The organism is Ruegeria sp. CDSA236, from assembly GCF_059611285.1.
This window is the reverse complement of record NZ_JBXWPG010000013.1, coordinates 80,120-94,125: the sequence shown is the minus strand read 5'-3', so window position 1 is coordinate 94,125 and position 14,006 is coordinate 80,120. Positions and strand designations below refer to the sequence as shown.

Sequence of the window (14,006 nt, the reverse complement as noted above, 5' to 3'; positions counted from 1 at the left end):
CTTTGCGTCCCACCCAGGATCCTAAGAACCTCTGCGGTAACCTGACTGTTACATCGCGGTCATAAACGGGCAAGAAAATAGCACTGCAGCATAAAAAATAGCCGGGGATAAACTGTTGATATCTCGCTGGAGAGTGATGTGGATAACTCTAGATTCTACGTTCCTGCGCAGAGTTGCCAATGGACAAGTGAAATTGCGTGCTTGGCCCGGGATTTTGGACTCTTTCTGCAGGCGCAAACGGGCTGCACGACCCTTCTGGGGGTTTTGGTGAGCGATTGCGCCGATCCGATCCCTGATATTTCGAATCAAACCCGCCTTGAACGGGTCGCTCTTTGGCCACGGCCTCCGAGGACCGAGGCATTTTCTGACCAATCAGGGCCACCTGCCCGCACATTGCGCTGAAAGCCTGTTCTGAATTTGAGAAGCGCTCCGACCCGGTTGGGTTACCTACTAAGCGCTGCGGCAATTCGCAGCCAGTACCCCCTAAATTCCAACCGGACCAGAGACGCTTCAGTTCACCTGGAGACCGGAGACGAGCCCGGAACTCGTTCGATCGCGCAGGCTACGCAAATTCAAAATTACATACAGCCCAAGGATCTTGCGCCAGCCCACGCAGCCAACCTAAATGAAGGGGCATTTACCGCTTCGATAGTTGAATTTGCTGTCACTGGCTCACCTCCTGTGCTGGGCCTTTCGCTGGCCTTTTACACAGATTGGGTGGCTGAGTGCCGGTTGCAACTTACCTAAAGGAAGCTTCATGAAGGCTTTAAAAAAGCCTAACCAGATTGTCGCGCTTAGGCCCAGGCCAGCGCGGTGCCGATCACGACCAGGGAAATGCCAAACACTTCGCGATGCGAGAAGTTTTCGCCAAACAGAAAGAATGAGGCGATGGCGATCAGAACGACCTCGGCCCCCAGAATGCCAGTATAGATTATGCCCAACCGTTCGTCGCGCAGGGCGGCGAGTTCCAGCGTGGCCCCGGCCAGCAGGGTCGCGACGATCAGCAGGCCAAGCCCCAAGCCGGGGATTTTCCACCAGAACTTCATCGCGACCATGGCAACGGAATAGAGACCCGCTGACCCGAGGGCAATGAAGGGGATCATGGATGTGGACATCTGCGCCTCCTGCTAGGGTACCGCAGGGTAAACTCTAGCAGGCCAGCCGGGATGCGGCTGTGAGGTTGGTCACAATGGGTCGAACAGGCCTTATCCCGCGATCTTTCGGGTCACCAGATACGAAACCGGAAACGCCGCAATAAAGCCAGCTCCGGCAGCGATCAGGATAGGGTATAGCGTCGTATACCCCATCGACAGAACCGCAATGACAGCGGACCCGGCAAAGGTGGAGCCAAGGAAGATATGTACGATCAACATCAGGGGAAGCATGGGGGCCTCATATCAGGGATTCAACTTCCGCGGATCCTAGGATTGAGCGCACACGCGGTCTTTGATCTGGGTCAGAGTGAGGTCCGCCTTGGAATTCTTCATTGAACCCAGGGCAGTTAGGTCAAACAAAGAATGAGGGCGCGGTCGAAGCTGTGGGGTTGGTCTCGTTGGATGAACGATTTTCAACCCACCAAACTTTATCCTGTGAAGCGAAAGTCTTGTATTTAATCTACTCTCTGCGTTTCCGCCGGTAATGAAAATAGCAAGCCCCAAACCCGACAAGAGCACAGATACTATCTGCGATGTACCAAGGTTCGTAGTGCGCCCACCGGTATGCAACGATTGCAACCAGTAGCAGGCAAGCGACAATGAACTCAATTTTTGGATCGTACCTAAACATCTTCGCTATAGGTTCGGTTACCACAATGTAAATTGCAACGGTCGATCAAAAAACTGAGGGCCGCGCCGCCACATGGGGGCGGGTCGGCGAGGTCCGGCGGTGCCGCCGGGCGGGTGGGTTGATTAGAATGCGAGATAAAATATACGGGTTACAGCAAGTTCTTACGGCAGCTAATCTTTTCACAACCAACCAGTTTTTGACACAGCAACAGTTCGAGCAAATGTATGAACGATCATTTTCCTGAAAGAGGCACGGCTATGGAAGGATTACTTCCAAAAGAGTTCGCATATGATTTGGGGCTTTATCTACAAACCTGTGCTCATATCGAATTTTTGGCAAGCGCGCTAATCGTTTGCCTTAATGGGTTGAAGCCAGAGGACAATGACTGGTTTGATCGGTACTGCCAAGTGAGAAAACTCTCTACTACAAAACTCATCAAAGAACTTAAAAAGTCTAGTGAGCCCGCGAGAAACTTCGGTTTCGATGAAGACTTGTCAGCCTTGTCAGATTGGATAGCAAAGTTTATTCAAAACCGGCATATGGCTGCACATGGCGCTTTTTTCGGGTCGCCAAACGGATTCCTACGTGTCGACTATGTGATGAACACTGGTCCTAGAAAGGAACCTAACTTCAAGCGTGCTACTAGTGCCGTGACGCAAGAGAACATCGACGAGGTGCTCCAAGACGCAGATCGAATCTACCACATTGTCCTTGGAATGATTGGCCGAATCCGAGAAGATTTGCCGATAAGAATACATCGAGTGATCGTGCCGATAGTTGAACACCCTTCTTAGGAAACTCGCCTGCTCTCCCTGCCTCACACTGTGGGGACGCAGTCACTTGCCGCGTAGCACAAAATAGTACCAATAGCTGACTCCGACACCAATCGCCAAAAGAACTGGATCGATCACAGCGTGCAGATTCCCCGAATGCCAGCGCTGAGCCAAAATCAACAGCAGCACTGCGCTGGTCAATCCAAATTTTACATTCGCGTCATTCCACATAACCGTCAAACCCGCAGGTTCAGGCGAACCATTAGCTGTCCATCTTCAACGCGCTAATAAACGCCTCCTGAGGTATATCAACCTTCCCGAACTGACGCATCTTTTTCTTACCCGCCTTCTGCTTGTCCAGCAGTTTGCGTTTCCGCGTGGCGTCGCCTCCGTAGCACTTCGCGGTCACGTCCTTGCGCAGGGCCGAGAGGGTCTCGCGGGCGATGACCTTGCCTCCGATGGCGGCCTGGATCGGGATTTTGAACATGTGGCGCGGGATCAGGTCCTTGAGCTTTTCGCACATCGCCCGGCCCCGCATCTCGGCCCGGTCACGGTGAACCATGGTCGACAGCGCATCGACCGGCTCGTCATTCACCAGCACCGACATCTTGACCAGCGCGTCCTCGGTATAGCCGGTCATCTGATAGTCAAACGAGGCATAGCCCTTGGTCACCGATTTCAGGCGGTCGTAGAAGTCAAAGACGACCTCATTCAGTGGCAGGTCATAGACGACCATGGCGCGGCTGCCCGCATAGGTCAGGTCCATCTGGATGCCACGGCGGTCCTGGCACAGTTTCAGCACGTCGCCCAGGAATTCATCCGGCACAAGGATGGTCGCCTTGATGCGTGGTTCCTCGATATGGTCGACCTTTGAGGGGTCGGGCATGTCGGCGGGGTTGTGCAGTTCGATCATCTCGCCGTCTTTCATGAAGACGTGATAGATCACCGAGGGCGCGGTGGTGATCAGCTCGATATCATATTCGCGCTCAATCCGGTCGCGAATGACCTCAAGGTGCAGCAGGCCAAGGAAGCCGCAGCGGAAGCCAAAGCCAAGGGCGGCCGAGGTTTCCATTTCAAAGCTGAAGCTGGCGTCATTCAGCGCCAGTTTGTCGATCGCCTCGCGCAGGTCTTCGAATTCGGAACTGTCGACGGGGAAGAGGCCACAGAACACCACCGGTTGCGCGGGTTTAAAGCCGTCCAGCGCGATTTCTGCGCCATTGCGGTCATTGGTGATCGTGTCACCAACGCGGGTGTCGCGGACCTGTTTGATCGAGGCGGTGAGAAAGCCGATTTCGCCGGGACCGAGGCTGTCGACCATCTCCATCTCAGGCCGGAAGACGCCGACGCGGTCGACATGGTGCAGGGTGTTGTTCGACATGAACTTGACGCGCATGCCCTTTTTCAGGGTGCCGTCCATGATGCGGACCAGAACGATGACGCCGAGATAGGCGTCGTACCAGCTATCGACCAGCATCGCCTTGAGCGGCGCGTCCAGATTACCCTTGGGGGCCGGCAGATGGGTGACGATGGCCTCCAACGTCTCATGGATGCCCTGCCCGGTCTTGGCGCTGACCTGAATCGCCTCGGACGCGTCGATGCCGATCACATCCTCGATCTGTTCGGCCACGCGGTCGCAATCGGACGCAGGCAGGTCGATCTTGTTGAGCACCGGCACGATGTCATGATCGGCGTCGATGGCTTGATACACGTTGGCCAGCGTCTGCGCCTCGACCCCCTGGGTCGAGTCCACAACCAGCAGCGAGCCTTCGACCGCGCGCATCGACCGGCTGACCTCATAGGCAAAGTCCACGTGGCCGGGGGTGTCGATCAGGTTCAGCACGTACTGCTCGCCATTGTCAGCGGTATAGTCGATGCGGACCGTGTTGGCCTTGATGGTGATGCCGCGCTCGCGCTCGATATCCATGCTGTCGAGCAGCTGTTCCTTCATGTCACGATCCTTGACCGTACCGGTCTCTTGGATGAGCCGGTCAGCAAGGGTGGATTTGCCATGGTCGATATGCGCGACGATGGAGAAATTGCGGATGTGAGCGAGGTCTGTCATGGGTTGGGGATATGCGTCGGAAATGGGCTGCGGTCAAGGTAGGACGAGACCCGACGAAACCCTTTAGTTGCTAGGCTTCGATCCGATCAGACCAGCCCATTTCTAACCAGTTCAGCATTCATCCAATGCGTCTCACTTTGCACATGACCTTCACGTACGTACTTCGCGAGATGAGTGGGCATGTTTTCTTCCTCGAATGCTGCTGTTGTGCGAACGACAAACCCCTCTTGTGTGTCTAGATCTAGGGCTGCAATTACATCAGCGACGACCTGAGCTGAGAACCGTCCCCGATAAAGTTCGGAAACAGGGCTGATTCCAAGTTTTGTAAAGCGTGACAGCGTCGCATCCCATGGCTGAACGACGCCAGCTTTGATCCACGCGAATCCCAAAAAATAAGTCGGCAATTCCAAATACGCGATGGAATGACGTGCGAATAGATATTCGCCAACAATGCGCTCATCCTTAGTAAGTTGCGGTGCGATACCAGCTGCGAAAGCCTTCACCCAGTCTCGCGACGGGTGATATCTGGCGTCGATACTGCGAGGGTGACAGCCTTGACTGTGGATGGTCGTATTCTCACCGTCCATCTTTTCGGTAAAGACGACTTCGTCCGCTGATGCCAACTCATCAACACTCGACATGATTTTGTCATCGCTCGTAGCACCGGGAGATTGCGGCAAGTGGAATGTACGCCCGTATTTCTTCAGCATTTTGGTCTCACGATAGAGTTCTAAGCGAAGTCAGGCCAGAAAACGCGACATCAATTATGTGCGCAATCACTTTTTCGCAGCACATGATTGATCCGAAATCCACTTTGATTCATACTCTGCCGCAGACCGAGAGGGGCATCAGACCCGTCCGGGCAGGCAAAAACGAGGCAAGAGCATGAAACAGTTCCTCTTAATCGCATTCTGCGCGGCATCGCTGACGGCAGTGACTCCGGTTGCGGATGCAGCGCAGATCAAACGGGCGTGTCTGGCGTCGGACCGGTCGGCGGCGACGCGGGCGCGGTGCAGCTGCATTCAGCGCGTCGCAGATCAGGCGTTGACGCGGGGCGATCAGAAGACCGTAGCCAAGTGGTTCACCGACCCCCATCAGGCGCAGGAGTTGAAGATGTCGCAGACTTCGCGCGATGATGCGCTGTGGGATCGGTATAAGAACTTTGGCCAGATGGCGCAGGCAATCTGCAACTAAGCTGGTCACGCTGCTTGACCTGATGCGCACTGCACCTCAGATATGGCGCAGCGAAAGGTGTATCAGATGGTAATGAAAGGGCTGACCCTGCGGGGCCTTGAGGTGTTCGAGGCTTTGGCGCGGACAGGATCGGTGGCACAGGCCGCCGAGATCACGGGGCTCAGCCAGCCTTCAGTTTCTCAGCAGTTGCGCAATCTGGAAAAGGCATTGGGCACTGATCTGGTCGATCACGGGCGACGACCAATGCGTTTAACGCAAGCCGGCCGCAGCTTTCTGGCGCGGGCCGAGGTCGTGCTGGCCGAACTGCAAATGGCCCAAAGCGAACTGACCGTGATGGATCTGGGGCATCTGACCACCCTCTCCATCGGTTTGATAGACGATTTCGACAACGATCTGACCCCGCGGCTGGCGACCTTGCTGGCCGACAGCCTGACCCGGTCGAAATTCAAACTGATCACGTTGCCCAGTCTAAACCTGTTCGCCGAGCTGGAGGCGCAGAGGCTGCATATGGCTGTATCCGCGCATTCCGGAGAGGTCCTGAAGGGTGTGATTGAATACCCTCTGGTTCAGGACCCTTTCATTCTGGTGACCCCAAAGGGTATGGGGAATTCAATACAGGACCTGCCCTTTCTGCGATACGCCCGAGATCAGCTGATCAGTCGCCAGATCGAGGCGCATCTGGCGCGCCAGCAAATGGAGTTCGAGGAACGGTTTGAAATCGGCTCGCACCTGGCGCTGATGGCAATGGTCGCACAGGGGCTTGGCTGGGCGATCACAACACCACTGGGATATATGCGTGCGACGCGGTTTCATGACGGGATGGAGGCGCACCCGGTCCCGTTCGGTGACTTCGCCCGCACAATTTCGCTGTTCACCCGCTCTGACTGGTCGGACCAAGTACCCAAAGAGGTTGCAGACATGATCCGACGGCTGATGCGGAGCCAGATTGTTGATCCGGCAGTCGCGCAGGTGCCGTGGCTGGGCGGGCAGTTGAAGGTGATGAGTTAGTGTAGGGCACCGCAGAAATTGGAAGCATAATTACCAACGCGCCGTGTGTTTCTGCCACCATCTTCATACAGAACCGAACTAGGGTTAGCTTTGCGAACCGAAGCAACCGCTCGACGAATCTCTGCTACAGCAGTCGCAAACCTGTGATAGCAAATTGGAATGGCAACGATATCAACACAGACGAGACCAACTATTCCCTATCCGATTGCGGTTGCCGGCGTTCTTTTCGCCTCAATTTGTTTCGGGCTGGTTCCTTATTTTAGCCGAGGGCTGACCGAGCAAGGCGTCGCGCCTTATGCAGTCGCGTTCTATCGCTACATCGTTACGGCAATTCTGCTGCTGCCTGTTCTTTTTATACACCGAAACGCTTGGCGCGAGATTGCTTGGGGGCTTTCGGCAGGCGCGGTAATGGGCCTTGGATGGATTGGATATGTGACGGCGCTGGAGACATTGCCCGCATCGACTGTGGGCGTTCTCTATATGACCTATCCGGTTTTCACGCTGATCATTGCCTGGGCTTTGTTCGCCGATACACCCACAAGGCGCGCATTGTTCGCCTCGGGCCTCATTACGTTGGCGGCACTCATTGCAGGATCGCCCGCATCTGTTCCGATACAGCACATACCAACGCTTCTGATGTCGCTAGCAGCCCCAATCGGGTTCGGCTTCGGCATATGTGTCTTGGTTCACAGGTTGTCCCGCATCGCACCGCTTGCGCGCATTGCTTCGGTTTCCTTGGGATCGGTTCTCGGGCTGTTGCCGCTGATGTTGAACGCCGATGTTGCCAAGTTGCTCCCGCAGGGGCAATCCGACTGGATTTTGATCGTCGGAATTGGCCTGGTCACAGCGCTTGTGCCACAGCTCATTTATACGATGTGCTCGCCGTTGATCGGCGCTTCTCAAACTGCGGTCGTCGGCAGCATTGAATTGCCGACAATGTTTGCTGTGGGCTTTCTTGCCTTTGGCGAAGCAATCACAACACCACAGGCCGTAGCCTGCGCTTTGGTTTTGGGTGCGATTGCGATCACCAGAAGCCGGACGACACGCACCTTATCCACTGTGATTGCGAAAGAACCAAACAGGTGAGCTTGGCCCCGATGCAGGCGTCGATTGATTTTACACCTGAATGTCGAAGACATCAGAGCGTCTACAACTAAGCCCTCAGATGTGCGTCAAGACCTGCGACGGCCTTTTCGATCAAATCCAGCGTGCCCTCGAAATCACGGGTGTAATACGGATCGGGCACATGATCCGCGCCTGTCTCAGTAGCGAAATCAGTCAGCAAGCGAACCGGAGTTTCGTTGCCACGGGGGCGCAAGTTTTCGATATTGATAAGGTTCTCTGCATCCATTCCGATGATCAGGTCAAAGTGGTCAAAATCTTCGGCCACGAATTTGCGCGCGCGCAGATCGCTGATGTCGATACTACGGTCATGAGCAGCCTGCTGCATTGGGCCATAAGGCGGGTCTCCGATGTGCCAGCCAGAGGTTCCGGCGCTGTCGGTGGCATGATGCGGCGCACGGGCGCGAAAGGCACCTTCGGCGGCCGGAGACCGGCAGATATTGCCCAAACAGACGAAAAGGATACGGTGTGTCATACAACCGGGTGTAACGCGTGAGGCGGAAATGGAAAAGATCGTCATTCTGACCGGTGCCGGGATTTCCGCCGAAAGCGGGCTGGGCACATTCCGCGACGAAGGAGGTCTGTGGGCGCAGCACAGGATCGAGGATGTCGCCACGCCCGATGGCTTTGCCCGCAATCCGGCGGTGGTGCAAAAGTTCTACAACGCGCGCCGTGTGCAGGCTGCACAGGCGCAACCCAATCCGGCCCATACGGCGCTGACCCATCTGCAACGCAACTGGCCCGGCGAGGTTATCATCGTGACCCAGAATGTCGACGGCCTCCACGAAGCCGCAGGATCCGAGAATGTGATCCATATGCACGGCACCCTCGCTGGGGCCTTATGCACCACCTGCGATCACCGCTGGGTCGCCCCGCCCGAGATGTCGGTGGGTGAACCCTGCCCCGCCTGCGGCGGCCCAACCGCCCGACCCGATGTTGTATGGTTCGGTGAGATGCCCTATTTTATGGACCTGATCTACGATCACCTGGCCAATGCTGCAATCTTCGCTTCAATCGGCACCTCGGGTCAGGTCTACCCCGCCGCAGCATTTGTGCACGAGGCGACAATGTCAGGCGCACGAACCGTCGAGTTGAACCTAGATCCGTCATCCGGCGCCTCGAGTTTCGATCAGGTGATACTTGGCCCTGCATCCGAAACCGTGCCACGCTGGGTTCAAAAGCTGCTGCGCGAATCTTAGCCCGCCAGACCGGCACCAAAATTATTGATACGACAATCGAAATAAGAGGCTCCCATGACCGACCCCCACCACACGCGCGAAGAAATCCTGGACGATTCCAGTATGGAGGGCCGCGATACATTTGGCGACCAACTGGCAAATCTGTGGTGGACCTTCCTGTTGCGCGGATGTCTGGCCGGAGCATTGGGGATCGCCGCGCTGTTTTGGCCAACGGGCAGTATCTCATTGCTGTTGCGACTGGTCGGCCTGCTTTTGGTTCTAGATGGCGGCCTGACCCTACTAGGCTTTGGACGGCGCGGATTGATCGGCGGCGTCGGCATCGGGGCACTGTTGATCGGTCTTGTCCTGCTGATCTGGCCCGAGGGTGTTGCGCGGCTGACATTTTTCCTGCTGGGTGCTTGGGCGCTGATCGTCGGCATCGGTTCGTTGCTGGCATGGCGGCAGATACCCAGCAACAACCCGGATGCCGTGATGGTGCGAAACTCGGGGATCATTGCGCTGATCATTGGGTTGGTGCTGTTGTTCTGGCCCGGCAGTGGCATGGTCGCACTGGGGTGGGCCATTGCCTTTTCCGCTCTGGCTTTCGCCGCCGTGATGTTCTTTCTGGCAGCGCGCTTCAAACGGGCGCATGACCGCGTTTCGATGCGGGTTGTTAACCGTTGAAGCGATAGGCAAACAGGCCGGGCAAAGCCCGGCCTGACGCGTGGATGACGGCCGCATAGCGGCTTGAAGGATGACGTGACCTTAGTTCGAGTGGGCGCCCATGTCTTTTCGTTCCAGATCAACCGGCACGTCGATCTCAACCTCACCGGCTTCTTCAAAAACCAGCGTTACAGGCACAGTTGCACCATGTTCAAACGGAGCAACCAATCCCATGAACATCACGTGATCGCCCCCGCGCTTGAGCGCATGCGCACCACCGGCTGGGATGACGAACCCCTCTTCGACATGGGTCATCTGCGCCACGCCGTTGGCATCGATCAGATGCGTGTGCAGCTCAACCCGTGCAGCCGCCTCCGATTCCGCGCGAACAAGACGGTCATCCGCCTCGCCCGTGTTCTGAATCACCATAAAGGCCGCGCCCGCTTTCGCCGTTTTGCCGGCGGAGCGCGCATAGGCATCTTCTAGTGTGATGGTTTCCTGCGCCATTGCAGTGGTGGCAAATGCGGCCGCAGCCAGGGTTGCCAAAAGTTTGGAAGTGAGGGACATTGCGCCTCTCCTATGTCAAGTGTCTGAAAAAGTTAAATTTAATCAGGCTCTTGCAGGTGGCGCGCGGGCGGGCTGAAACGGAACGGGCGCTGCTATTAGGCTCCTGTCGCCGCGCTCTAAAAATGGCCCGGCATAACTTGGTGCATCGGGCAGCACATGTGAAACGACAGCAATAGCACCCAGCAACGTCAGCGCATAGTCGGGGCAGAAATGCGGGGGCTTTGCCGGTTGCCCCTCGGCATCCATATAGATCACAACAGGACCAACACCAGTACACAGCACCATCTGCCCGACTGCGGTATCAACGCCACGCGACGCAGCCACCCCTTGACCGGTCAGAATGACCAGCAGAGACAGGGCAAATGATAGAAATCTGTTCCGAAAGTGTTTCATCCTGCCTTCGGTATACGCCCGAGACAAAAAGGGCTTCAAGCACAATCGAATGCGCCAGAAGCCCTCGGGTCATTTTGGTCAGTACGAGGTCAGTTGTCCAATCCAGGACGTTTGACAGACCCTTTGGTCAGGCTGGTATGCAACCTGTTCACCTGACGCTGCATCCGCACACATGTCCCAAACGTCTTGCCAAAAAAGGCCGCCAAAAGGGAGAGGGAATCAAAGGATTTGAAAGACATGAGATCGAACTCCGCCAATAGAATATGAACAAACATATTCAAACATCAGAACACTGTATGTGAACAAGATCACGCTCTGACGGCGAAATCGTCTAAACTCACTCAGACAAAAGAAAAGACCCTGCACCGTTCGGGTACAGGGTCGAAATCTTTGATGAAAAAGAACGTTTAGACCGCAGCTTGAGCCTTGGCGATTTCTTTTTTCACTTTCAGTGCGTTGGTGGACAGCTCGTCATCCTTGGCTTTGGCCAGGAACGCATCCAGACCACCACGGTGGTCAACTGAACGCAGGGCAGCGGCCGAGATACGCAGCTTGACGCCACGACCCAGGGTTTCCGACTGCAGGGTTACGTCGTTCAGGTTGGGCAGAAAACGACGACGAGTTCTGTTTTTGGCGTGGCTGACATTGTTGCCAGTCATCGGGCCTTTTCCGGTCAGTTCGCAACGGCGCGACATGGTTTCTTCCTTTGTATCTGCGGGCTGGGTACAGGACCCGTGGCCAAATCACAAGGGGCGCAACCCGAAGTCGCGCCCGAAAACTGGTTGGATGCGTTTAGTGGGAATCACAGGAAGGGTCAAGACGGGCCGTGCGAAATCTTTGCACCCATCTTAAACTCTATAAGACCTAGGCGCCATTGCGTTGAAGCAAGGGTTTGTTGTTCTTCAAATGCCGCTGGATCAGGTGGGACTGTTGGCGTCCACATGGTATGAACCGGGCCGGGTTTTCACCATGATTTTCGATCAGTTCCGGAAAGATTTCGAAAATTTCTTGCCGCGCCTCCGATCCGAGGGATTTCAGGGCCTCGACTCCGGTGAACAGGCTTTCGGTTGGGGCATCTTCGGCAAAGATGACATGATGGCGATCAAATAGCAGGTGAAAATACTCAACCGATTGCACGGCCTCATCGATATAGATTCCCGGCAGTGCGGTCAGTTTGATCGCCGGAATCAAAACTTCGGTGGTGCCAAACATGCGTTCCGCGATTCTGGACTGCACCAGCATCCTGTGCTGGCGTGAGACCAGAAGATCGCGATGCGGCAAACCCTCGCCCAGCGCACCTGCAAGGATTCGTACCGGCAAGAGCCTGGGATTTTCCAGCAAGGCGGCGCGGTCAAACTGTCGACGACCGATCCAGCGTATAGGCTGAGGGTCGCACCCCATGGTCGGGACCATGTCCCCGATCCGCAGCGCTTGGATTGCTTTCATGCCCTCCTGTGTCAGGATGTGCGTATCGCGGGTAAAACAAGGAACGCCACTTCCGTTCTCAAAGGCAGAATATGTGACCGTGATACCGGATGGTAGGGTGAATGTCCCGCTGGACAGGGTATAGCCTACGCCATCTACGACGTTAATGACGCCAAAATTGGTATCGGTGATGACGGTACCCACAGGCAAGTTCAACGTGTCGGTCCCGCCGCCACCCCGCAAATCGCCACTGACGCTGGTGCTGGTGAAATTCAGGGTATCGTTGCCGCTCCCCAGCCGGATGTTTCCAACACTCGAGCCACTGATATCGACAGTGTCGTCATCCGACCCGCTGGCAATCCTGCCACCAATGGTGCTGCTGGTGACGGTGATCGTGTCGGAGCCGGCATTGCCGATGACATTCCCGGTAATCGTGCTGTTATTGATGTCGACGTCGTCATCGCCACCCCGGCCGCGGATATTATCAATCGGAGTTCCAGCCGGTGAACCGTTCAGGGTCCCCGTGTCATTGTTAACGTCGATATCGTCGTTGCCGTTGGTCCCAGTAATATCGGGCATAGCTGACGGTTCCCGCATATCCGGCCTGGCGACAGATGCGCGGCCTTAACCTGAGTTTGCATCAAGTTTGGGTCAACTTGCAACCTATGGGCGATAACCCACCGATCCGAAATCAGAAAGAGAATGAGATCAAAGGCTTGAATAAGGCCTTAGCCAGCGACTAAAGCAGACAACATATGTTCCGCCGCAACCGACGGACTGAGCTGACCAGTGCTGACCTGCGAGCCCAGACGCTCCATTTCCGAACGCGCTTGTGGAGTCGCCAGGCGTGCCAGAAGGGCAGACCGAACCTCTTGTTCGAACCAATATTGTGCTTGCGTGGCGCGGTTGACCTCCCAGTGGCCATTTTCACGGCGCCATTTACTGAGGGACTGCATCTCCTCCCAGGCTTGAGCCAGCCCATGTTCCTCGACCGCTGAGACAGTCATCGCCTTGGGAAATCCTTCCGGGTCCTGGGGTCGTTTACGCAAAAGACGCAGCGCCCCGGAATAGTCGGCGCAGGTGCGAGTGGCGGCAGATTTCAAGTCACCATCCGCCTTGTTGACCAAGATCATGTCGGCCATTTCCATGATACCGCGCTTGACGCCCTGCAGTTCGTCACCGCCCGCCGGGGCAAGCAACAGCATAAACAGATCCGACAACTCGGAGACAACCGTCTCCGATTGCCCGACACCAACCGTTTCGATCAAAACAACATCGAACCCAGCGGCCTCACATAAAGCGATGGCCTCACGTGTGCGGCGGGCAACGCCGCCCAGGTGCGACTGGCTGGGTGATGGACGGATAAAGGCGTTTTTCTCGCGGCTCAGGCGTTCCATCCGGGTCTTGTCCCCCAGAATGGACCCGCCCGACCGAGTTGAGCTGGGATCTACTGCAAGAACTGCAACACGCAGCCCCTGCCCTGTCAGCATCATACCAAAGCTTTCGATGAACGTGGACTTGCCGACGCCGGGCGTTCCTGACAATCCGATCCGCAGGGCCTGGCGGCCCTCTTTGGTCAATCTGGTCAGCAGTTCCGTCGCCTGCGCACGATGATCGGCGCGACCGCTTTCCACCAGCGTGATACCACGGGCCAGCGCGCGCCGGTCTCCGTTCAAAATCCTGTCACTCAGGCTGTCCAGTTCCATTTCGCCCCCAATCAGTTGCGGCAGTTCTAGTTGCCGTCCCAATGAGGGGTTTGTCCAGACCAGAGCGCACAAGAATTTACCTCTGGGATATGCGCTCTCCGGGCATAAGAGACGGAACTGGACCTTGTCG

17 protein-coding genes are annotated in these 14,006 nt (G+C 56.1%); 6 read left to right on the top strand and 11 right to left on the bottom strand.

What is annotated here, in order from left to right:
* Nucleotides 1-794: 794 nt before the first annotated feature.
* Together AC2FLB_RS17950 and AC2FLB_RS17945 are read right to left on the bottom strand one after the other, a co-directional pair.
* Complete coding sequence (locus AC2FLB_RS17950; protein ID WP_142638110.1) at nt 795-1,115, bottom strand: hypothetical protein; 321 nt, start codon at nt 1,113-1,115, stop codon at nt 795-797.
* Nucleotides 1,116-1,205: 90 nt separating this feature from the next.
* Complete coding sequence (locus AC2FLB_RS17945) at nt 1,206-1,385, bottom strand: CTP synthetase (RefSeq protein WP_142638109.1); 180 nt, start codon at nt 1,383-1,385, stop codon at nt 1,206-1,208.
* 624 nt (nt 1,386-2,009) lie between these two features.
* On the opposite strand from AC2FLB_RS17945, the gene AC2FLB_RS17940 reads away from it, so the two are divergent.
* Nucleotides 2,010-2,579 carry a hypothetical protein gene (locus AC2FLB_RS17940; protein ID WP_496704026.1) on the top strand — a complete coding sequence of 190 codons (570 nt, stop codon included), beginning with the start codon at nt 2,010-2,012 and terminating at the stop codon, nt 2,577-2,579.
* Nucleotides 2,580-2,621: 42 nt separating this feature from the next.
* Here the strand turns inward: AC2FLB_RS17940 and AC2FLB_RS17935 are convergent, their stop codons facing one another.
* The 3 genes from AC2FLB_RS17935 to AC2FLB_RS17925 form a co-directional block, all read right to left on the bottom strand.
* On the bottom strand, nt 2,622-2,759 hold the full coding sequence (locus AC2FLB_RS17935) for a hypothetical protein (RefSeq protein ID WP_496709783.1): 138 nt from the start codon (nt 2,757-2,759) through the stop codon (nt 2,622-2,624).
* Between the two features lie 61 nt (nt 2,760-2,820).
* Nucleotides 2,821-4,620 carry a translation elongation factor 4 gene (gene lepA / locus AC2FLB_RS17930; protein WP_496709782.1) on the bottom strand — a complete coding sequence of 600 codons (1,800 nt, stop codon included), beginning with the start codon at nt 4,618-4,620 and terminating at the stop codon, nt 2,821-2,823.
* 86 nt (nt 4,621-4,706) lie between these two features.
* Nucleotides 4,707-5,330: an RNA ligase family protein gene (locus AC2FLB_RS17925; RefSeq protein WP_496709781.1), complete on the bottom strand. Its 624-nt coding sequence runs from the start codon at nt 5,328-5,330 to the stop codon at nt 4,707-4,709.
* A gap of 175 nt (nt 5,331-5,505) precedes the next feature.
* Between AC2FLB_RS17925 and AC2FLB_RS17920 the strand changes: the two genes are divergently transcribed.
* The 3 genes from AC2FLB_RS17920 (at nt 5,506) to AC2FLB_RS17910 (ending at nt 7,908) form a co-directional block, all read left to right on the top strand.
* The gene (locus AC2FLB_RS17920) at nt 5,506-5,814 is read left to right on the top strand and encodes a hypothetical protein (RefSeq protein ID WP_496704024.1); all 309 of its coding nucleotides are present in this window, start codon (nt 5,506-5,508) and stop codon (nt 5,812-5,814) included.
* A gap of 66 nt (nt 5,815-5,880) precedes the next feature.
* Entirely contained in the window at nt 5,881-6,822 is a 942-nt protein-coding gene (locus AC2FLB_RS17915; protein ID WP_282022114.1) for a LysR family transcriptional regulator, read from the top strand.
* A gap of 159 nt (nt 6,823-6,981) precedes the next feature.
* The gene (locus AC2FLB_RS17910) at nt 6,982-7,908 is read left to right on the top strand and encodes a DMT family transporter (RefSeq protein ID WP_496709780.1); all 927 of its coding nucleotides are present in this window, start codon (nt 6,982-6,984) and stop codon (nt 7,906-7,908) included.
* Nucleotides 7,909-7,975: 67 nt separating this feature from the next.
* Here AC2FLB_RS17910 and AC2FLB_RS17905 read toward each other — a convergent pair whose 3' ends face one another.
* The gene (locus AC2FLB_RS17905; RefSeq protein WP_496692854.1) at nt 7,976-8,419 is read right to left on the bottom strand and encodes a low molecular weight protein-tyrosine-phosphatase; all 444 of its coding nucleotides are present in this window, start codon (nt 8,417-8,419) and stop codon (nt 7,976-7,978) included.
* 28 nt (nt 8,420-8,447) lie between these two features.
* Here AC2FLB_RS17905 and AC2FLB_RS17900 point away from each other — a divergent pair, with 28 nt between their 5' ends.
* Both AC2FLB_RS17900 and AC2FLB_RS17895 read left to right on the top strand, forming a co-directional pair.
* On the top strand, nt 8,448-9,143 hold the full coding sequence (locus AC2FLB_RS17900; protein WP_271950400.1) for an NAD-dependent deacylase: 696 nt from the start codon (nt 8,448-8,450) through the stop codon (nt 9,141-9,143).
* 54 nt (nt 9,144-9,197) lie between these two features.
* On the top strand, nt 9,198-9,806 hold the full coding sequence (locus AC2FLB_RS17895) for an HdeD family acid-resistance protein (protein WP_496692855.1): 609 nt from the start codon (nt 9,198-9,200) through the stop codon (nt 9,804-9,806).
* Nucleotides 9,807-9,887: 81 nt separating this feature from the next.
* Here the strand turns inward: AC2FLB_RS17895 and AC2FLB_RS17890 are convergent, their stop codons facing one another.
* The 5 genes from AC2FLB_RS17890 to meaB form a co-directional block, all read right to left on the bottom strand.
* Nucleotides 9,888-10,352, bottom strand: a complete 465-nt coding sequence (locus tag AC2FLB_RS17890; RefSeq protein ID WP_496709779.1) for a copper chaperone PCu(A)C — start codon at nt 10,350-10,352, stop codon at nt 9,888-9,890.
* A gap of 42 nt (nt 10,353-10,394) precedes the next feature.
* The gene (locus tag AC2FLB_RS17885; protein ID WP_142638088.1) at nt 10,395-10,745 is read right to left on the bottom strand and encodes a hypothetical protein; all 351 of its coding nucleotides are present in this window, start codon (nt 10,743-10,745) and stop codon (nt 10,395-10,397) included.
* A gap of 407 nt (nt 10,746-11,152) precedes the next feature.
* Nucleotides 11,153-11,440 carry a 50S ribosomal protein L28 gene (gene rpmB / locus AC2FLB_RS17880; RefSeq protein ID WP_142638086.1) on the bottom strand — a complete coding sequence of 96 codons (288 nt, stop codon included), beginning with the start codon at nt 11,438-11,440 and terminating at the stop codon, nt 11,153-11,155.
* Nucleotides 11,441-11,609: 169 nt separating this feature from the next.
* The gene (locus AC2FLB_RS17875; RefSeq protein WP_496709778.1) at nt 11,610-12,749 is read right to left on the bottom strand and encodes a Hint domain-containing protein; all 1,140 of its coding nucleotides are present in this window, start codon (nt 12,747-12,749) and stop codon (nt 11,610-11,612) included.
* 149 nt (nt 12,750-12,898) lie between these two features.
* Nucleotides 12,899-13,876: a methylmalonyl Co-A mutase-associated GTPase MeaB gene (meaB, locus tag AC2FLB_RS17870; protein WP_142638208.1), complete on the bottom strand. Its 978-nt coding sequence runs from the start codon at nt 13,874-13,876 to the stop codon at nt 12,899-12,901.
* Nucleotides 13,877-14,006: the final 130 nt, after the last annotated feature.

Excerpts from the sequence above, each read along its gene's own strand:
- AC2FLB_RS17915 (WP_282022114.1), top strand. The coding sequence starts at position 5,881 with ATGGTAATGAAAGGGCTGACCCTGCGGGGCCTTGAGGTGTTCGAGGCT.
- rpmB (WP_142638086.1), bottom strand. The coding sequence starts at position 11,440 with ATGTCGCGCCGTTGCGAACTGACCGGAAAAGGCCCGATGACTGGCAAC.
- AC2FLB_RS17910 (WP_496709780.1), top strand. The coding sequence starts at position 6,982 with ATGGCAACGATATCAACACAGACGAGACCAACTATTCCCTATCCGATT.
- AC2FLB_RS17925 (WP_496709781.1), bottom strand. The coding sequence starts at position 5,330 with ATGCTGAAGAAATACGGGCGTACATTCCACTTGCCGCAATCTCCCGGT.
- AC2FLB_RS17900 (WP_271950400.1), top strand. The coding sequence starts at position 8,448 with ATGGAAAAGATCGTCATTCTGACCGGTGCCGGGATTTCCGCCGAAAGC.
- AC2FLB_RS17945 (WP_142638109.1), bottom strand. The coding sequence starts at position 1,385 with ATGCTTCCCCTGATGTTGATCGTACATATCTTCCTTGGCTCCACCTTT.
- AC2FLB_RS17890 (WP_496709779.1), bottom strand. The coding sequence starts at position 10,352 with ATGTCCCTCACTTCCAAACTTTTGGCAACCCTGGCTGCGGCCGCATTT.
- AC2FLB_RS17950 (WP_142638110.1), bottom strand. The coding sequence starts at position 1,115 with ATGTCCACATCCATGATCCCCTTCATTGCCCTCGGGTCAGCGGGTCTC.
- AC2FLB_RS17905 (WP_496692854.1), bottom strand. The coding sequence starts at position 8,419 with ATGACACACCGTATCCTTTTCGTCTGTTTGGGCAATATCTGCCGGTCT.
- AC2FLB_RS17885 (WP_142638088.1), bottom strand. The coding sequence starts at position 10,745 with ATGAAACACTTTCGGAACAGATTTCTATCATTTGCCCTGTCTCTGCTG.
- AC2FLB_RS17875 (WP_496709778.1), bottom strand. The coding sequence starts at position 12,749 with ATGCCCGATATTACTGGGACCAACGGCAACGACGATATCGACGTTAAC.
- AC2FLB_RS17920 (WP_496704024.1), top strand. The coding sequence starts at position 5,506 with ATGAAACAGTTCCTCTTAATCGCATTCTGCGCGGCATCGCTGACGGCA.
- meaB (WP_142638208.1), bottom strand. The coding sequence starts at position 13,876 with ATGGAACTGGACAGCCTGAGTGACAGGATTTTGAACGGAGACCGGCGC.
- AC2FLB_RS17940 (WP_496704026.1), top strand. The coding sequence starts at position 2,010 with ATGAACGATCATTTTCCTGAAAGAGGCACGGCTATGGAAGGATTACTT.
- AC2FLB_RS17895 (WP_496692855.1), top strand. The coding sequence starts at position 9,198 with ATGACCGACCCCCACCACACGCGCGAAGAAATCCTGGACGATTCCAGT.
- lepA (WP_496709782.1), bottom strand. The coding sequence starts at position 4,620 with ATGACAGACCTCGCTCACATCCGCAATTTCTCCATCGTCGCGCATATC.